Annotated in this window: 15 protein-coding genes and 1 riboswitch; of the genes, 5 read left to right on the top strand and 10 right to left on the bottom strand. The window is 72.8% G+C overall.

The features are described from left to right. On the bottom strand, positions 1–742 hold a 742-nt coding region (locus tag E1266_RS25285; RefSeq protein ID WP_132051047.1), incomplete at its 3' end, for an FkbM family methyltransferase. A gap of 87 nt (positions 743–829) precedes the next feature. Between E1266_RS25285 and E1266_RS25280 the strand changes: the two genes are divergently transcribed. Together E1266_RS25280 and E1266_RS25275 are read left to right on the top strand one after the other, a co-directional pair. Beyond that, positions 830–1,348 (top strand): SigE family RNA polymerase sigma factor, encoded by a 519-nt coding sequence (locus E1266_RS25280; RefSeq protein ID WP_132051044.1) that lies wholly within the window; start codon positions 830–832, stop codon positions 1,346–1,348. Then, complete coding sequence (locus E1266_RS25275) at positions 1,338–2,573, top strand: hypothetical protein (protein ID WP_132051042.1); 1,236 nt, start codon at positions 1,338–1,340, stop codon at positions 2,571–2,573. The genes E1266_RS25280 and E1266_RS25275 overlap by 11 nt, the downstream gene beginning before the upstream one ends. Positions 2,574–2,640: 67 nt before the next feature. On the opposite strand, the gene E1266_RS25270 is transcribed toward E1266_RS25275, so the two are convergent. The 4 genes from E1266_RS25270 to E1266_RS25255 are packed head-to-tail and all read right to left on the bottom strand — an operon-like array spanning position 2,641 to position 8,276. Continuing rightward, positions 2,641–3,789 carry an acyl-CoA dehydrogenase family protein gene (locus tag E1266_RS25270; protein WP_132051040.1) on the bottom strand — a complete coding sequence of 383 codons (1,149 nt, stop codon included), beginning with the start codon at positions 3,787–3,789 and terminating at the stop codon, positions 2,641–2,643. A gap of 2 nt (positions 3,790–3,791) precedes the next feature. Continuing rightward, on the bottom strand, positions 3,792–4,715 hold the full coding sequence (locus E1266_RS25265; RefSeq protein ID WP_132051038.1) for a hydroxymethylglutaryl-CoA lyase: 924 nt from the start codon (positions 4,713–4,715) through the stop codon (positions 3,792–3,794). 2 nt (positions 4,716–4,717) lie between these two features. After that, positions 4,718–6,655, bottom strand: a complete 1,938-nt coding sequence (locus E1266_RS25260) for an acetyl/propionyl/methylcrotonyl-CoA carboxylase subunit alpha (protein WP_132051036.1) — start codon at positions 6,653–6,655, stop codon at positions 4,718–4,720. Between the two features lie 7 nt (positions 6,656–6,662). Then, complete coding sequence (locus E1266_RS25255; protein WP_132051034.1) at positions 6,663–8,276, bottom strand: carboxyl transferase domain-containing protein; 1,614 nt, start codon at positions 8,274–8,276, stop codon at positions 6,663–6,665. Between the two features lie 78 nt (positions 8,277–8,354). On the opposite strand from E1266_RS25255, the gene E1266_RS25250 reads away from it, so the two are divergent. The 3 genes from E1266_RS25250 (at position 8,355) to E1266_RS25240 (ending at position 12,188) form a co-directional block, all read left to right on the top strand. Continuing rightward, positions 8,355–8,975, top strand: a complete 621-nt coding sequence (locus tag E1266_RS25250; protein ID WP_132051032.1) for a TetR/AcrR family transcriptional regulator — start codon at positions 8,355–8,357, stop codon at positions 8,973–8,975. A 187-nt stretch (positions 8,976–9,162) separates the two neighbouring features. Beyond that, a complete protein-coding gene (locus E1266_RS25245) occupies positions 9,163–10,710 on the top strand; it encodes an AMP-binding protein (protein ID WP_132051030.1) in 1,548 nt (515 codons plus the stop codon). Between the two features lie 89 nt (positions 10,711–10,799). Then, positions 10,800–12,188 carry a chromosome segregation ATPase gene (locus tag E1266_RS25240; RefSeq protein ID WP_132051028.1) on the top strand — a complete coding sequence of 463 codons (1,389 nt, stop codon included), beginning with the start codon at positions 10,800–10,802 and terminating at the stop codon, positions 12,186–12,188. Positions 12,189–12,317: 129 nt separating this feature from the next. Here the strand turns inward: E1266_RS25240 and E1266_RS25235 are convergent, their stop codons facing one another. From E1266_RS25235 to E1266_RS25215, 5 genes are all read right to left on the bottom strand, one after another. Then, positions 12,318–13,046 (bottom strand): adenosylcobinamide amidohydrolase, encoded by a 729-nt coding sequence (locus E1266_RS25235; RefSeq protein WP_243718846.1) that lies wholly within the window; start codon positions 13,044–13,046, stop codon positions 12,318–12,320. Beyond that, the gene (locus tag E1266_RS25230; protein ID WP_243718848.1) at positions 13,043–13,807 is read right to left on the bottom strand and encodes an ABC transporter ATP-binding protein; all 765 of its coding nucleotides are present in this window, start codon (positions 13,805–13,807) and stop codon (positions 13,043–13,045) included. The genes E1266_RS25235 and E1266_RS25230 overlap by 4 nt, the downstream gene beginning before the upstream one ends. Before the next feature lie 2 nt (positions 13,808–13,809). Next, a complete protein-coding gene (locus E1266_RS25225) occupies positions 13,810–14,826 on the bottom strand; it encodes an iron ABC transporter permease (protein ID WP_132051049.1) in 1,017 nt (338 codons plus the stop codon). A 118-nt stretch (positions 14,827–14,944) separates the two neighbouring features. Then, on the bottom strand, positions 14,945–15,862 hold the full coding sequence (locus E1266_RS25220) for an ABC transporter substrate-binding protein (protein WP_132051024.1): 918 nt from the start codon (positions 15,860–15,862) through the stop codon (positions 14,945–14,947). A gap of 70 nt (positions 15,863–15,932) precedes the next feature. After that, positions 15,933–16,055: riboswitch (cobalamin riboswitch) on the bottom strand. Between the two features lie 130 nt (positions 16,056–16,185). Continuing rightward, on the bottom strand, positions 16,186–17,097 hold the full coding sequence (locus E1266_RS25215; RefSeq protein WP_132051022.1) for an LLM class F420-dependent oxidoreductase: 912 nt from the start codon (positions 17,095–17,097) through the stop codon (positions 16,186–16,188). Positions 17,098–17,572: the final 475 nt, after the last annotated feature.

Genomic DNA, 17,572 nt, shown 5'->3' with positions numbered 1-17,572 from the left:
GGCGGGCGTAGATGTCGCCGGAGCGGCCTCGGGGGCGGATTCGGTCTAGCTGCCGTTCCAGGGTGGTTGCGTCTAGCCAGCGGGGGCTGGCGAACTTCATCGTTTCGATGGGGGAGTAGTTGTAGACGTAGCCGCCTGCGGAGCTGCCCAGGCGCTCTACGTGGCGGAGGGCTTCCAGGGTGGCGTCGTGGGCCGATGGCACGTACTCGAAGGACAGAGCGGGGAGGGGGTGGGTCAGGCCGGCGAGGACGTCCGCCTCGTAGCCCTCTACGTCGATCTTGCAGAAGGCCGGTACGCCGTGGGCGGCGATGAGGTCGTCCAGTGTGGTGACCTCGATTTCGAGGGTCTGGTCCCAGCGGACGTGGGCGAAGCTGCTGTCCGTCGTCACCGACTTGATCCAGTCGGGGGACATCGAGGAGACCGTGGGCGTCGCCGTCGAGAGCGCCAGTTCCGCGCGGCCCGGCTTTGCTCCGGCGGCGCCGGGGACGATCGTGACGTCCTCGTCGCGGCCGTAGAAGAGGCGCAGGACGCTCAGGCAGTCGGGCTGGGGCTCGACCGCGACCACGCGGGCGCCGAGGTGCCGCCATACGCGTATCCGGCCGCCGACGTGCGCGCCGATGTCGAACGCGAGATCGCCGGGGCCCAAGAACTCGCCGTAGAGGCGCTTCGCGCGTCGGTGCTTGCCCGGTACGCCGTAGTACATGACCAGGGAGCGGGCGATGCCGTATGCGCGCTGGAGCATCTGCCGACCCTACCGCGCCCCTCGTCGGCGGGCCGTGCAACAGATCGCGGGGGTCGGGCGTCCTGGGTGTGATGGAAGGACGGGCCTTTGAACGAAGACGTGACGTACGAGGACTTCGTAACGACTCGTGCGCAGGCTCTGCTCCGCTACGGCTATGTGCTCACCGGCAACGCCGACGATGCGGCGGACCTGGTGCAGGACGGGCTGGTCAGGCTCCGCGGCGCCTGGGACCGGGTCGTCAACAAGAACGACCCCGAGGGGTACGTCCGCACGATCATGGCGCGGCGGCACATCAGCCTGTGGCGGCGGCGAAGGCGGGAGCAGCTGGTCGGCAGTGTGCCGGAGGGGCGGTACGAGGACCGCGGCATCGAGCGGGCCGAGCACGACCCGCGGCTGTGGACGGCTCTGGCGGCGCTTCCGCCGCGGCAGCGGGCGGTGCTCGTCCTGCGCTACTACGAGGACCTGGCGGATGAGGAGATCGCAAGGGTGCTCGGCATCTCGCGCGGGACGGTCCGCAGCCAGGCCGCCCGCGCACTCGGCAAACTTCGCGCGGACTGGCTTCCGGCCGCCGCCCCGGCGACCACGGGAGGACACCATGACCGATGATCTGGACCGCGCACTGCGCGGCACGCTCACGACCGCCGCGCGAAAGGCGCCCGCGGCCGATCCGCGGCTGCTGGAGCGTGTCGAGGCGGGGCACCGGAGAAGGCGGCGCCGCCGGACCTCCGCCGCGGCGCTCGCGGTCGCCGTCGTCCTCGGTGGGACGGGCGCGGTCGGCGGGCTGCTGCGGTCCGGCGAGGATGCGGCACCCGTCGCCACAGCCGGCGACCTCAAGCCGGTGACGCGCGCGGACCTCGGCGCGCCGGTCAAGGTGCGCGAGCGGTGGCCGGACGCCGTCCGGAGCATCCCCGGCGAACTGCCGAACGGGCGCGAGTTGCGCCCCTTCACGCTCCTGGACGACGGCACGCTGGTGGGGACGACCTGGTCGTCCTTCGAGGTTTCGGACAAGCTGTGGTCCTACGACCTCGACGCCCGGAAAGCCGAAGTGATCACCGACATCGTGGTCCCGCGCGGCTCGAAGATCTACGCGTCCGACTTCACCGTCGGGGGCGGCCAGGTCGTCTGGTGGCTGTCCTACCGGGCGGGGGGACGCGACACGGTGGAGATCTGGGGCGCCCCGCTCGCCGGCGGAGCCGCGCGCAAGATCGCGGGGACGCGGGGGAATTCGGTGTCCTCGCTGCTCATCGACGGCGACACGATCGTCTGGGGCATGAAGGACGGTGTGTACCGGGTGCCGCTCCAGGGTGGGAGACCGGAGAAGATCCCCGGCACCGGCGGCTTCGCGATCGTCTCCTGGCCGTGGATCGGCTCCCCCGCGTCCGAGGCGAACAAGGTCGGGGACGTCAGGTACAAGTCGCTGTGGAACGTCCGGACGGGGGAGCGCCGAGAGGCCGTTCTCGCGCCCTTCAAGGGTGCGTGGTCATGCGGGGTGATCTGGTGTGTCGGCGGCCCCGCGTCCGGGGTCACCTATCACGGGGACGCAGTGGTCGCCGTGCAGCGCAGGGACGGGAAGGCCGGCAGGTCGATGCCCGTCGACGTTTTCATCGGGCCGATGGACGGCGTCGTCTACGGACGGTTCCTCCCCTCCTTCCCGCAAGGTCACCAGACGAAGAACCACGTCCTGTACGACGTCGAGACCGGCACGCTGCTCGACACGGGGGTCCGCCGGTACAACGAGGTGATCGGGATGGCGCGCAACAACCCTGACCCGCAGATTTTCGTCGGCGGCAAGGGCGGGACGACGCTGATCGACTTCTCGAAGATCGGCTGACGGCCGGGGAAGTCCCGGAGCCACCGGCCGGGCCGCGCGGGGGCGGCCCGGCCGGCGGCGTGCCGCGTCAGGACGCGGGGAGGCCGAGGGCGCGGGCGATCAGCATGCGCTGGACCTCCGAGGTCCCCTCGCCCACTTCGAGGATCTTGGCGTCGCGGTAGAAGCGGCCGACCGCGTACTCGTTCATGAAGCCGTACCCGCCGAAGATCTGGGTGGCGTCGCGGGCGTTGTCCATGGCGGCGTTGGAAGCGACGAGCTTGGCGATCGCCGCCTCCTTCTTGAACGGCTCGCCGGCGAGGAGCTTCGCGGCCGCGGCGTAGTAGGCCAGCCGGGCGGTGTGGGCGCGCATCTCCATGTCGGCGATCTTGAACTGGATGGCCTGGTAGCGGCCGATCTCCTTGCCGAACGCCTCGCGCTCGCGGACGTAGCGGAGGGACTCGTCCACGCAGCCCTGCGCGAGGCCGACCGACAGCGCGGCGATCGCGATGCGGCCCTCGTCCAGGATGCGGAGGAACTGGGCGTAGCCGCGGCCGCGCTCGCCGACGAGGTTCTCGGCGGGGACGCGCACGTCGTCGAAGGACAGCTCGCGGGTGTCGGACGCCGACCAGCCGACCTTGGAGTACTTGCGCCCGACCGTGAAGCCGGGCGTGCCGTTCGGGACGATGATCGTGGAGATCTCGCCGTCGCCGGTGAAGGCCGTGACCGTCACGAACGCGGTGATGTCGGTGCCGGAGTTGGTGATGAACGACTTCGAGCCGTTGATCACCCAGGTGTCGCCGTCCAGCCGGGCGGTGGTGCGCATGCCGCCGGGAACGTCGGACCCGCCGCCCGGCTCGGTCAGCCCGAACGCCGCCAGCCTCTCCCCGGACGTGAGCAGCGGCAGCCACCGCTTCCGCTGCTCGGGCGACCCGAACCGGTAGATCGGCATGGCGCCCAGCGAGACCCCGGCCTCCAGCGTGATCGCCACGGAAGAGTCGACGCGGGCGAGTTCCTCCAAGGCCAGGCACAGCGCGAAGTAGTCGCCGCCCATGCCGCCGTGCTCCTCGGGGAACGGTAGCCCGAACAGGCCCATCCGGCCCATCGCGGCGACGATCTCGTAGGGGAACTCGCCGCGCTCGTAAAGGTCCCCGATGACGGGGGCGACCGTCTCGCGGGCGAACCGCTCGACCGTGCGCCGCAACTCCTCCTGCTCGTCGCTGAGCGTGAAGTCGATCATTGCTACTCCGGTTTCGGTGAGAGGGCCTGGACGACGCGGGACGGGCTGGGGCGGCCGAGGCGGCGGGCCATCCAGTGGCTGGTCTCGACGAGCTTGCCGAGGTCCACGCCGGTGTCGATGCCGAGGCCGTGCAGCATCCAGACGAGGTCCTCGGTGGGCAGGTTGCCGGTGGCGCTCTCGGCGTACGGGCAGCCGCCGAGGCCGCCCGCCGACGAGTCGACGCAGGTGACGCCGGCGCGGAGCGCGGCGAGGGTGTTGGCGAGGGCCTGCCCGTAGGTGTCGTGGAAGTGGACGGCGAGCCGCTCGGTGCCGATGCCCGCGGCGCCGAGTGCCTCGATGAGCGCGGTGACGTGGCCGGGCGTGCCGACGCCGATGGTGTCGCCGAGGCTGAGCTGGGAGCAGCCGAGCTCCATCAGCCGGGACGCGACCGACACGACCTGCTCGATGGGCACGTCGCCCTCCCAGGGGTCGCCGCACACCATCGAGATGTAGGCGCGCACCCAGAGCCCCTCGCCGTGGGCGCGCTCGACGACGGGCGCGAACATGTCGATCGACTCGTCCACGGTCCGGTTGAGGTTGCGGCGGGCGAACGACTCGGTGGCGCTGCCGAAGATCGCGATCTCGGTGACGCCGTTGGACAGCGCCCGCTGCAGGCCCTTCTCGTTCGGGACGAGGACGGGGTAGCGCAGGTCGGGGGAGCGGGGCAGCACGTTGAGGAGGTCCTCGGCGTCGGCGAGCTGCGGGACCCACTTGGGGTGGACGAAGCTGGTCGTCTCGATCGTGCGGAGGCCCGCGGCGGCCAGCCGGGTCACGAACTCGGACTTGACGTCCACGGGGACGACCGCCTTCTCGTTCTGCAGCCCGTCCCGCGGCCCGACCTCGTAGATCGACACGCGCCTGGGAAGGCCGGAGAGAGGTACCCGCATCGTCATTCCTCCTCGATCACGGCCAGCACCGCGTCGAGGGCGACCTGCGCGCCCACGCGTACCGGCAGTTTCGCCACCGTGCCGGACAGCGGCGCGGTGACGGCGTGCTCCATCTTCATCGCCTCGACGACCACGAGCGGCTGCCCCGCGGACACCCGGTCGCCCTCGGCCGCCTTGACGGCCAGGACCGTGCCCGGCATCGGGCTGCGCAGCACCCCGTCGCCCGTCCCGGCGGACGCGGCGCCCGCCTCGGCGCGGACGTGCTCGCCGAGCGCCCACGCGTGCCCGTCGCGGCCGAGCCACAGGGTGTGCCCGTCGCGGGCGGCCGTGAACGAGGTCGTCCTCCCAGCGTAGGTCAGGGTGAACGGGCCGTTCAGCGCGGCCGGGACCGGAGTGCCGCCGCCGATCGCGACCCGCGCGTCCGAGGCGCGGCCCTGCACGCGGACCTCGACCGGCTCGCCACCGGACGGCGTGATGATCCACTGCGCCCACGCGTGGGCGCCGGGCCGCCAGCCGTCCGGGATCTCCCAGGGGTCGTCCCCGGTTTCGAGGGCCCGCATCCGTTCCAGTGCGGCGGCGGCCAGCACCTCGGGCGGGACCGCCGCGCCGGACAGCAGGTCGTCCAGGTCGCGCTCGACCAGGCCGGTGTCGAGGTCGCCCGCCACGACCGGCGGGTGCCGCAGCAGCGACCGCAGGAACGCGACGTTCGTCGGGACGCCCAGCAGCGTGTAGGAGGCGAGGGCCCGGTCGAGGCGGTGCAGGGCCTCGGCGCGGTCGGCGCCGTGGACGATCACCTTGGCGAGCATCGGGTCGTAGGAGCCGCCGATGTCGGTGCCCGCGGCGAGCCCGGAGTCGACGCGGGCGCCGTCCGGTTCGGTCAGGGCGAGGACGCGCCCGCCGGTCGGGAGGAAACCGCGGGCCGGGTCCTCGGCGTAGACGCGGGCCTCGATCGAGTGGCCGTCCAGCCGGACGTCGGCCTGGGCGACCGGGAGGGGCTCGCCCGCGGCCACCCGTAGCTGGAGTTCGACCAGGTCCAGGCCGGTGACCAGCTCGGTGACCGGGTGCTCGACCTGGAGCCGGGTGTTCATCTCCATGAAGAAGAATTCGTCCGGGCGGTCGGCGGAGACGATGTACTCGACCGTCCCGGCGCCTACGTACCCGACGGCGCGGGCGGCGGCGACGGCGGCGGTGCCCATCCGGTCCCGCGCGGCGGCGTCCAGCAGCGGGGACGGCGCCTCCTCGACGATCTTCTGGTGGCGGCGCTGCAGGCTGCACTCGCGTTCGCCCAGGTGGACCGCGTTGCCGTGCGCGTCCGCGAAGATCTGGATCTCGATGTGCCGGGGGTTCTCGACGAACCGCTCGGCGAGCAGGGTGTCGTCGCCGAACGAGCCGCGGGCCTCGCGGCGGGCGGACGCGATGGCCTCCGGCAGCTCCGCCGCCTCGCGGACGAGCCGCATCCCCTTGCCGCCGCCGCCCGCCGACGGCTTCAGCAGCACCGGCAGCCCGATCTCCAGCGCGGCCGCCTTCAGCTCGGCGTCCGTAAGGCCCGGTTCGTCCCGGCCGGGGACGACGGGGACGCCGGCGGCCGCGACGGTCCGCTTCGCGCGGATCTTGTCGCCCATCGCCTCGATCGCCTCGGCGGGCGGGCCGATGAACACGAGGCCCGCCTCGCCGCACGCCCGCGCGAACTCCGTGTTCTCCGCGAGGAAGCCGTACCCCGGATGCACGGCCGACGCCCCGGAGTCGCGGGCCGCCGCGAGCACGGCCCCGATGTCCAGGTACGACGGGATGCGCAGGGCCTCGTCCGCCTCCCGGACGTGCCGGGACAGGGCGTCGGCGTCGGTGTGGACGGCGACCGCCCGGACACCGAGCCGCCGCAGCGTGCGGAAGACGCGGACGGCGATCTCCCCGCGGTTGGCGACAAGGACGCTGTCGAACATCACACCCTCACATCCGGAAGACGCCGTAGCCGACCGGCTCCAGCGGCGCGTTGGCGGCGACCGAGAGCCCGAGCCCCAGCACGCGGCGGGTGTCGAGCGGGTCGATCACCCCGTCGTCCCACAGCCGGGCCGTCGAGTAGTACGGGTTCCCCTGCGCCTCGTACTGCTCGCGGATCGGGTCCTTGAACGCCTCCTCGTCCTGCGCGGGCCACTCCTCGCCGCGCGCCTCCATCTGGTCGCGCCGGACGGTGGCCAGCACGCTCGCCGCCTGCTCCCCGCCCATCACCGAGATCCGGGCGTTCGGCCACATCCACAGGAAGCGGGGCGAGTACGCCCGCCCGCACATGGCGTAGTTGCCGGCGCCGAACGAGCCGCCGATGACGACGGTGAACTTCGGGACGCGGGCGCAGGCGACGGCGGTGACCATCTTGGCGCCGTGCTTGGCGATGCCGCCCGCCTCGTACTCGCGGCCGACCATGAACCCGGTGATGTTCTGCAGGAACACGAGCGGGACACTGCGCCGGTCGCACAGCTCGATGAAGTGCGCGCCCTTCTGCGCCGACTCGCTGAACAGGATGCCGTTGTTGGCGACGATCCCCACCGGGTGCCCGTGGATGCGGGCGAATCCGGTAACGAGCGTGGGCCCGTACTCCTTCTTGAACTCCTGGAAGCGGCTGCCGTCCACGATGCGGGCGATGACCTCGCGCACGTCGTAGGGGGTGCGCGGGTCCGGCGGGACGATGCCGTACAGCTCCGCCGGGTCCAGGGCCGGGGCCTCGGCCGGCGCGACGTCCCACGGGCGCGGTTCGCGCGGCCCGAGGGTGGCGACGATGTCGCGGACGATCCGCAGCGCGTGCGCGTCGTCCTCGGCGAGGTGGTCGGTGACGCCCGACGTGCGGGAGTGCAGCTCGCCGCCGCCCAGCTCCTCGGCCGTGACGACCTCGCCGGTGGCCGCCTTCACCAGCGGCGGCCCGCCCAGGAAGATCGTCCCCTGGCCGCGGACGATGACGGCCTCGTCGCTCATCGCCGGGACGTACGCGCCGCCCGCCGTGCACGATCCCATGACCGCCGCGATCTGCGGGATGCCGCGGCCCGACATCGTGGCCTGGTTGTAGAAGATGCGGCCGAAATGCTCGCGGTCGGGGAACACCTCGTCCTGCCGGGGCAGGAACGCGCCGCCGGAGTCGACCAGGTAGACGCAGGGGAGGCGGTTGTGCAGCGCCACCTCCTGGGCGCGCAGGTGCTTCTTCACCGTGACCGGGTAGTAGGTGCCGCCCTTGACGGTCGCGTCGTTGGCGACGACGACGCATTCGCGCCCGGAGATCCGCCCGACGCCCGTGATGATCCCGGCGCCGGGGGCCTCGTCCCCGTACATTCCGTTCGCGGCCAGCGGCGACAATTCCAGGAAGGGCGACCCGGGGTCGAGGAGCGTGTCGACCCGGTCGCGGGGGAGCAGCTTGCCGCGCGCGACGTGCCGCTCGCGGGCCCGCTCGGGGCCGCCGCGACCGGCCCGGTCGAGGTGTTCGCGCAGCTCCGCGGCGAGGGCCTCGTTGTGGGCGGCGCTCGCCTTGAACGCCTCGGCCGCCGTGTCGGCGCGGGAGCCGGTCTCGGGTCCGCTCATGCCCCTCCTTCCCGGTTAACGATCGTTAACAACGCCGATGTTAATCACCGTTAACAACCTTAGTCTAGACTGGCGCGCATGACGTCCCGCCCCGCCGGGGCGGCCGCCGGGCCCGCCGCCCCGGCAGGCCCGCCCAATCCGCGCCGGGCCGAGATCCTCGGCGCCGCGGCGGAGCTGTTCGCGCGCCGCGGCTACCACGGGGTGTCCATCGGCGACCTGGGACGGGCCGTCGGCCTCACCGGCCCCGCCCTGTACCGGCACTTCAGCGGCAAGGAGGCCGTCCTCGCCGAGATGCTCCTCGACATCAGCGAGCGGCTGCTCGCCGAGGGCGTCCGCCGCGCCGCCGATCCCGACCCCGGCCGCGCCCTGGACGCGCTGCTGCGCTGGCACATCGCGTTCGCCCTCGACAACCCCGCGCTGATCACCGTGCACGAGCGGGAGCTGGACAACGTCCCCGAGCCGCAGCGGCACCGGATCCGCCGGCTGCAGCGCGCCTACGTGGAGGAATGGGTCGCCGTCCTGCGCCGCCTCCACCCCGGCCTGCGGGACGGCCGCACCCGCGCGGCCGTCCACGCCTGCTTCGGCCTGCTCAACTCGACCCCGCGCAGCGCCGCCGGGCTCGACCGCGACGCGATGGGCGAGCTCCTCCGCACCATGGCCCGCGCAGCCCTGGACGCGGCCGGCCGGGAAGCCGGCTGACCCCGCCCGGCCCTGCCGCCGCCTGCCCAATCGTGAAGAACTCGCCGATTCGCCGGTGCCGGCGGCGATGAGCAGGGCTCGGCCGTCGCGCGGGAGTCCCCGCATCCTTGACGTGGCCATGCCGTACTCGGTCAGATGTACCAAAGGTCATTTCTTGACCATCTGACCCCGGACTGAGGAGTGCCGTATGGGCGTCGAGGGTCTCGGCTTCTACGAGATCGCGCAGAATCACCCGGACCGCCCGGCGATCCTGGCGCCCGGAGTTCCGATGTCCTACGGCGAGCTGCACGCCGAGGTGAACCGCCTGTCGAACGCGCTGGGCGGGCTCGGGCTCCGTCCCGGCGACTCGCTGGCGACCGTCCTCAGCAACCGGCCCGAGTTCCTCACCGTCCTGCTGGCCGCGTTCCAGAGCGGCCTGTACCTGATTCCGGTGAGCCGCCACCTGACCGCGCCGGAGATCGGGTACATCCTGGCCGACAGCGGCGCCAAGGCGGTCGTGACCGAGAGCGCGTTCGCCGACGTCGTGACGGGCGCGGCGGACGAGGCGGGCATCCCGGCCGAGGGGCGTGTGAGCGTCGACCCCGCCGAGGGCTACGGCTCGCTGGCCGCGCTGTGCGCCACGGGCGGCGCCGAGCCGCCCGGCAAGCGGCAGATGGGCTCGATCATGCTGTACACGTCCGGGACGACGGGCAGGCCGAAGGGCGTCCGGCGGCCGCTCCTCGACGTCCCGCCGGAACTGGTGATCGACCTCATGAGGCAGACGCTGATGCGGCACCTCGGCCTCGAACCCGGCGACGAGGTGCACCTCGCCATCGGCCCGCTCTACCACTCGGCGCCGTGCGTTCACGCGCTGATGTCGCTCAACCTCGGCCACGCCCTCGTGGTCACCGCGCACTTCCGGCCCGAGCAGACGCTGGAGCTGATCCAGCGGCACGGCGTGACGAACTCGTTCATGGTGCCGACGATGTTCCACCGCATGCTCGCCCTGCCGGACGACGTCCGCGCCCGCTACGACCTGTCGTCGCTGCGGCAGATCTACCACAGCGCCGCGCCCATCCCCGTCGAGACCAAGCAGCGGATGATGGACTGGTGGGGGCCCGTCCTCTACGAGTACTACGGCAGCACCGAGAGCGGCCCGGTCGTCGTCGCGACCCCCGAGCAGTGGCTCGCGCGCCCCGGCACGGTCGGCCGCGCGGTCGACGGCGTGCAGATCAAGATCTACGACCCGGAGGGCGCCGAGCTGCCGCCGGGGGAGACCGGCCTGATCTACGCGAGCGGGCAGCCCGGGTTCGAGTACCACGGCGACCCCGACAAGACCGCGGCCGCCATGCGCGGCGACTTCTACACGCCCGGCGACCTCGGCCACCTCGACGAGGACGGCTGGCTCTTCATGAGCGACCGCCGCACCGACCTCATCATCGCCGGCGGCGTGAACATCTACCCGGCCGAGATCGAGAACGCGCTGCTGCAGCACCCGTCGGTCGGCGACGTCGCCGTCATCGGCGTCCCGGACGAGGACTGGGGCCAGATCGTGGTCGCGCTCGTCGAGCCGGCCGAGGACGCCGTCGCCGGCGACGCCCTGGCCGCCGACCTCCTCGCGCACTGCGAGCCCCGGCTGGCGAAACTGAAGCACCCGCGCCGGATCGAGTTCCGCGAATCGCTGCCGCGCACCCCGTCCGGCAAGCTCAGCCGGCGCCGCGTGAGGGAGGACTACCTGGGGGAACACGCGGGCTGAGCGTGCCCGCGGGCCGCCGGGGAGGGACGGGGCCGAAGTAGTCGCCGGGAACGTCGAACGCCTCCGGGGTCTCCTGCGTACAACGGCACATGAAGGACCAGAAGGTCGCCCCGTTCGACGACGTGGCCCCGACCCCTTCCCCGACGAAGACCGACCTTCCCGTCATCTCCGACTCCGGCTACCCCGACCCGGCCTCCTCCTTCCCGGGGTCCGCGCCCGCGTCCCGCGGAGACCTCGGCGCGGACGCGGCGCCCGGCGGCGAACCGGGCGGCGAGCCCGCCGCGGACACCGTCCCGACGCAGCCGCTCACCGGGGTCGCGCGGACCTACGGCGACGTCGCGCGGCCGCCCGCGCCGGGCGACGACGACCGCGCCGGGGTCGCACGCCTCGGCGACCCGGTCGCGGTCTGGCCGTGCGCCGGCTGCGGACGGCCCGTGCCGCAGCCGGTGCGCGGCGCCCGCACCGTCCGCTACTGCCAGGACAACGACGGGGAATGCGAGCGCTCCGCCCGGGAGAGCCGCGACCACGGGCGGGAGGCCCCCGGCCTCACCGGCCAGGTCGCCTGGGCCTGGGAGATGGTCGAGCGGCTGGAGGGCGCCGCCGACCGGCTCGCCGGCTCCCTCATGTCCGAGCTGAGCGTCGCCGGCGTCGAACGGCGCATCGCCGACGCCCAGGCCGACGCCGCCGGGCACATCGCGATCGCGCAGCGGGAGCGCGACGCGTCGCAGCGGCAGGCCGAGGCCGCCTGGCGGGAGACCGCCACCGCCCGCGCCCGCGCGGACGCCGCCGAGCAGGAGGCCGCGGCCGCCCGCGCCGAGGCCGAGCGCCTCGCCGCCGAACGCGACACCGCCAGGCGCGAAGGGCAGGAGGCCCGGGAGGAGGCCGACGCCGCCACCGCCGCCCGGCTCGCCGCGGAACGCGAACGCGACCGCGTCGCCGCCCGCGAGGGCGAACTGCTCGCCTCCCTGGAGAACGCCCGCGCGGAACTGGTGTCCCTGCACGGGCGGCTGTCGGAGGCCGAGACGCTCGTCGAGGGGCAGCGCGTCGAGGCGGAGGCGGCGAAGCGCGCCACCGACGACCTGCGCTCCGCCGTCCGCGACGCCGAGGCCAAACGCGGCCAGGCCGTCGCCGACCTCGACCAGTTCCAGGCGCGGGCACGCGAGTTCGAGCAGCACAACTGGCAGCTGACCCGCACCGCCGAGGAACTCCGCGCCGCGGTGCGGGCGCTGACCGCCGAACGCGACGCCGCGCGCGCCGAGGCCGACCGGGCCCGCCGCCGGGTCGACGCGCTCACCGCCCTCGCGGACACCCACCGCGACGGCGGCCCCCGCCCGGTCGTCGACCGGGAACCGCCGACGGGGCTGCATCCGGTGCCGCCGGTCGGCGGCTCGTCCCTGGACTTCGGCGACCCGCTCGCCACCGACCCCGGGAGACGCGGCAGGCAGCCCAACGGACGTCACCTTCCCTACGCCGGCTGACGGTCATGCCGGCCGACCGATGCACCGCGAGGAGGTGAGGCCCTTCCCCACAATGCACTGGCCCTGAGCCGGCCGCCGTATCGCACCGGGGTGGTACGGCGGCCGGCGCCCGTCCGGGGCCGGGCGCGATCAGCTTTTCCGCCGCCGGTTCCGGGAGCTCAGGTAAGCGGTGTAGTCGACGGCGCCGGCGTGGACGGCCGCGTGCACGGCCCGCGCGATCCTGGCGCCCCAGATCGATCGAGGCCCCGCGAACACCTCGACCGCCTCGCCGTCTCCCGTTGTGTCGCCGGGCGTCCTTGCCGCGATGCAGACCGCGTCCGATGCGGTGCCCGTGCACGGATATCCGGCCTCCAGTAGCGCCTGCGTCTTGGCCTCGGTGGCGGTCATGACCGCGTTCACCAATGCGGCGTCGCTGAGCGGCACGGGCACGGCGACGACGATGTTGACGGTTCCCGGGGACCACGCAGGGGGCGACGTTCCGTCCAGGTGGATCGGCGCCAGCTCCGGGTCCAGCCGGTCGGCGGGAGCCGCAGCCCAGGTCGGGACCCGGAGCCCGACCGTCGCATAGGCGTGCACGCCCCCGTCGTCCCGCCGCATCGTCCGGGACACCGAGGCCGCGGTGAGCATCCCGACGCCCGGCCCCTCCAACCCGTACGACGCCGCGAGCTCCTCCAGGTGAGCGACCGGATCCATCCGCGAATACCCGCCCGCGACCTGCGCGTTCAGCACCCACCGGGCGGGGCCGACGCCGCCGCCCAGCATCGCCGACGAGATCATCCGGTACCCGTCGCCCGCCCGCCACACCGTCGCGGCGAGCCGCGTCCCGTCCTCCGCCCGCCACACCGTCTCGAGGTTCACGGGCGCTCCAGCGACAGGACCGGCCGACCGCCGGCGCCGGGGGTGACCCGCACCCGGGCGTCGAAGTGCTCCTCGACGGCGGAGCGGGTCAGGACCTGCGCGGGCTCGCCCGCCACCGCCACCCGCCCGCCCGAGATGAGGACCAGCCGGTCGGCGTACTGCCCCGCCAGCGTCAGATCGTGGATGGTCGTCACCACCGTGAGCTCGTCGGACAGCCGCAGCCGGTCGATCAGCTCCATCACCTGCTGCTGGTGGCCGATGTCGAGGGCCGCGGTCGGCTCGTCCAGCAGCAGCACCGGCGTCTGCTGGGCCAGCGCCCGCGCCAGCACCACCCGCTGCCGCTCACCGCCCGAGAGGTGGCCCAGCCGGCGGGCCGCGAAGGCGGTGAGGTCGAGGCGGTCGAGGACCTCCGCGGTGACGGCCCGGTCCCGCGCGCCCTCCCGTCCCAGGTGCGGGATGTAGGGGGACCGGCCGAGCAGCGTGTAGTCGAACACCGTCATCCCCACCGGGAGGTTCGGGCTCTGCGGCGTGTAGGCGATCATGCGGGCGCGCTGCCGCGGCTTCAGCTTCCCCAGGTCCACTCCCGCGACGGTCACCTCGCCCTCGGACGGCACCAGGCCGAGGACGGCGCGCAGCAGCGTCGACTTGCCCGCGCCGTTCGGGCCGATGACTGCCGTCCACGACCCGGCGGGGACGTCCAGCGACACCCCATTCAGGACCGGCCGCCCGCCCAGGGCCACGTCCAGGCCCCGCACCAGCACCGTCAAAACTCCACCTCCCTGCGGCTCGCGCGCAGCACCGCGACGAAGAACGGCCCGCCGACGAACGCCGTCACCACGCCGAGCGGAAGCTCCGCGGGCTCGATCACCGTCCGCGCCACGAGGTCCGCCATACCGAGGAAAGCGGCACCGCCCAGCAGCGACAAGGGCAGCACGATCCGGTACGAACCGCCCGCCAGCCGGCGCACGATGTGCGGCACCACGATCCCCACGAACCCGATCAGCCCGCTGACCGCGACCGCGCACGCCGTCGCCAGCGACGCCGCCACCAGCACCGTCAGCCGCACCCGCGCCGCCGACAGGCCGAGCGACGCCGCCTCGTCGTCGCCGACGCTCAGCACGTCCAGCAACCGGCCGTGCGCGAGCAGCACCACCGTCGACACCAGCGAGTACGGGGCGATCAGCGCGAGCTGCCGCCAGTCCGCCGACCCGACGCCGCCGAGCAGCCACGAGAAGATCCGCTGCAGCTCCTCCGCCTTGAACTGCTGCAGGAACGTCTGCACCGAGGCCAGGAAGGAAGACACCGCGACCCCCGCCAGCACCAGCGTCGCCGCCCCGCTCGCGCGCCCCGCCGTGTTGCCCAGCACGTACGCCAGGAACACGCCGGAGATGGCGCCCACGAACGCGGCGAGCGGCACGGCGTACCCGGGATCGCCCGGCATCAGCACGATCACCATCGTCGCGCCGACACCGGCGCCCGCCGCCGCGCCCAGCAGGTACGGATCGGCGAGCGGATTGCGGAAAACGCCCTGGTACCCGGCGCCCGCCATCGCGAGCATCCCGCCGACCAGCGCCGCCATCAGCGCCCTCGGCACGCGCAACTGGAACAGGACGTTCTCGTCGATGACACCGAGGCCGCTGTCGACGTGCACGAACGGCAGCCGGTCGGCCAGCGCCTTCAGCACCCCGCCGACCGGCAGCCCGGCCGCCCCGACCAGCACTCCCGCCAGCAGGGTCGCCGCCAGCAGCGCCGCCGCGACCACGAGCGAGACTGGCCGCAGCCTGGCCTGCCCGGCCGGGAGGACGGGACGCCTCGGGACGTCCGCGGGGACGTCCGGAGACGTCCCCGCGGACGCGCGGCGAAGCTTGGGACTCACGGCCGGACGTCCAGTGCGGTGATCACTGGACCTTCTGCACCGCGGCGCCGATCGCCTTGACGAACTCGGGCAGGCGGGGACCCCATCGGGAGGCGATGGCGTCGTCGAGCTCGACCACGCCGCCGTTCTTCACCGCGCCCAGATCCGACCAGCCGGGGCGCTTGGCGATGGTCCCGGCGTTCTGGCCGCAGCACTTGGTGTCGGCGAGGAAGATCAGGTCGGGGTCCTGCTTGAGGAGGAACTCGCGCGACAGCTGCGGGTACCCGCTGCTCGCCTCGTCCGCCTCGTCGGCGATGTTGCGGAGTCCGAACAGCCCGTAGACCTGGCCGACGAACGTCTTGGACGTCACCGAGTGCAGCTGGTTGTCGAGCTCGTGGTAGTACGTGAGGCCCTTGGCCTTGGACGATGCGTCGACCGTCTCCTTGATGCTCGCCTGCATGTCCGTGACGAGCTTCTCCGCCTCGTCGGAGTGCCCGGTGGCGAGCCCGAGGTCGCGGATCTCGTCGTAGGCCTCGTCCAGGTTGTTGGCCGCCGGCTCCAGCAGGACGGGGATCTTCACCTTCTCCAGCGCCTTGACGATGCCGTTCAGGTCGTCGGACACGACGACGAGGTCCGGCCTGTACTCGATGACCGCCTCGGCGTTCGGCTTGAAGCCCGACAGCTTCGTCTTGGGCGCGTTCGGGGGATGGTCGGAGTAGTCGTCCACCGCCACCACCTGCGGCCCGGCGCCGATCGCGAACAGCGTCTCGGTGTGCGCGGGGGACAGCGACACGATGCGCTCGGGCTTGGCCGGGACGGTCACCGCCCCGTTGGCGGCCTGCACCGTGACGGTCTTGGCGCCGGACGTCGCGTCACCGGAGGTATCGGTGCCGCCACCGCATCCGGTGGCGAGCGCGGCGACGAGCGCCATCACCGCGCCGAGGGAACGGACGGGTCTCACAGGAGCCTCCTGGCTACAGGGAAGCCGCGGCCCGCACATGACGGATCGCCCTTCCACGAGGTCGAAAATCGTCGGCGCGCTAGGAGGCGACCTGGCTCGGCCCACTCAGCGTGGGCTCCACAGTTGCGGGACAGCGCCGGATTTCCACCGGACTTCGCTCCTGGCGCGCAGCATCGCAACGCTATCAGGCAGCAAGTCCCCCTAAACTCCGACATCCCCTCGCCTTGACCGTCCGGTGCTGGGGACGGCGGGATGGGGCACGAAGTGCGACTGCGGCGGTTGTGGGGTTCACCCGCCGGTGTTCGGCGGATGGCGCGATGAGGTCAGCCGGCCATGTAGGACGTGAGGAACTTCCTGGTCCGGCCGCGGTTCTCGCCGGGGATGTACTCGGCGGCGACGAAATCGGTGACGCCCGCTGCCGCCAGTTCCTCCAGCTTGGCCGCGACCTCGTCCTCGTCCCCGACGATGGCCAGGTCGGCGGGGCCGTCCACGCCTTCGCGGTCCATCATCGCCCGGTAGGACGGCAGCATCCCGTACATCTCGAAGGTCTGGCCCGCCTGCTCCCGTGCCTGGTCGACGTCGTCCGTGACGCACACCGGCAGGACGCACACCACCCGTGGGTCCGGTCGTCCCGCCGCCTTGGCGGCCGCGGTGATGGTCGGCGCGATGTGCTCGCGGACGGTGACGGGACCGGTCATCCACAGCACGGTGCCGTCCGTCCTTTCCGCCGCCAGCTTGAGCATCTTGGGGCCGAGTGCTGCGAGCAGCACTGGTACCCGTCCTTCGTTGGGAACGGAGAGGCCGATGTTGCCCTGCAGGGTTTCGCCCTTGAACGAGGCGGCGTCGCCCTCAAGCAGCGGCAACAGGACCGACAAGTACTCGTCCATGTGGCGCACAGGCCGGGCGAAGTCGTACCCGTACATGTCCTCGATGACGATCTTGTGGGACAGCCCGATGCCGAGGGTGAACCGCCCCTGCACCGCGAGCGCCGTCGTCCTCGCCTGCTGCGCCATCACCGCCGGGTGCCGCGGGTACGTCGGCACCACCGCAGTGCCGAGCTCGATGCCCGGCACGCCGCTCCCGGCGACGGCCAGCGCCATCTGCGCGTCCAGGCCGAAGATCTGCGAGATCCACGCCGAGGTGAACCCGTCGTCCGCGGCGCGCCGCACATCATCCGCCAGCCTGCCGAGCGCATCGGCCTCGCCGCGTTCGACCAACAGAGCACCAATACGCACAGCGACCTCCCTCGGATCCACCATGATCCTTACACACCGCCCGCGCCCGCCACAGCCCCGCCCGATCGATTGAGCTACGCGCGTCCACTCGGGGCGGGAGCCCGCCAATTACTGCCCGGACCACGTTTTCGGGGCGGCGCGGCTAATCGCGGGCGGCCTGCTCCCTCGCCTCCCCGAAGACGTCAGATAGCGCCGTGTCACCACGAAGCAGGCGCATAGGTCGCGCTGCTCCGAACGAGACGTTCCAGAAGGGGCCGCGCCGCGACTCCCACGGACCGGCATACGCATACGGCTCGTCAACGTGAGCGTCGCCCAGGCCCGCCAGTTGACCGGGGTCGCGGCCGGTTCGGTGACGGTGCAGCAGCAGGCGCTCAAGGATTTCGCGCAGGCGGTGGCGAACTTCTTCGCGGGTATGCATCGCCGCCCGACCTGGCGTAAGGCCGGGCGGCATGAGGGGTTCCGGGTCGTGGGGGTT

Origin of the sequence: Actinomadura sp. 7K534, from assembly GCF_004348575.1 — a bacterium.
Lineage (GTDB): Bacteria > Actinomycetota > Actinomycetes > Streptosporangiales > Streptosporangiaceae > Spirillospora > Spirillospora livida.
This window is presented reverse-complemented; position numbering and strand designations above follow the sequence as displayed.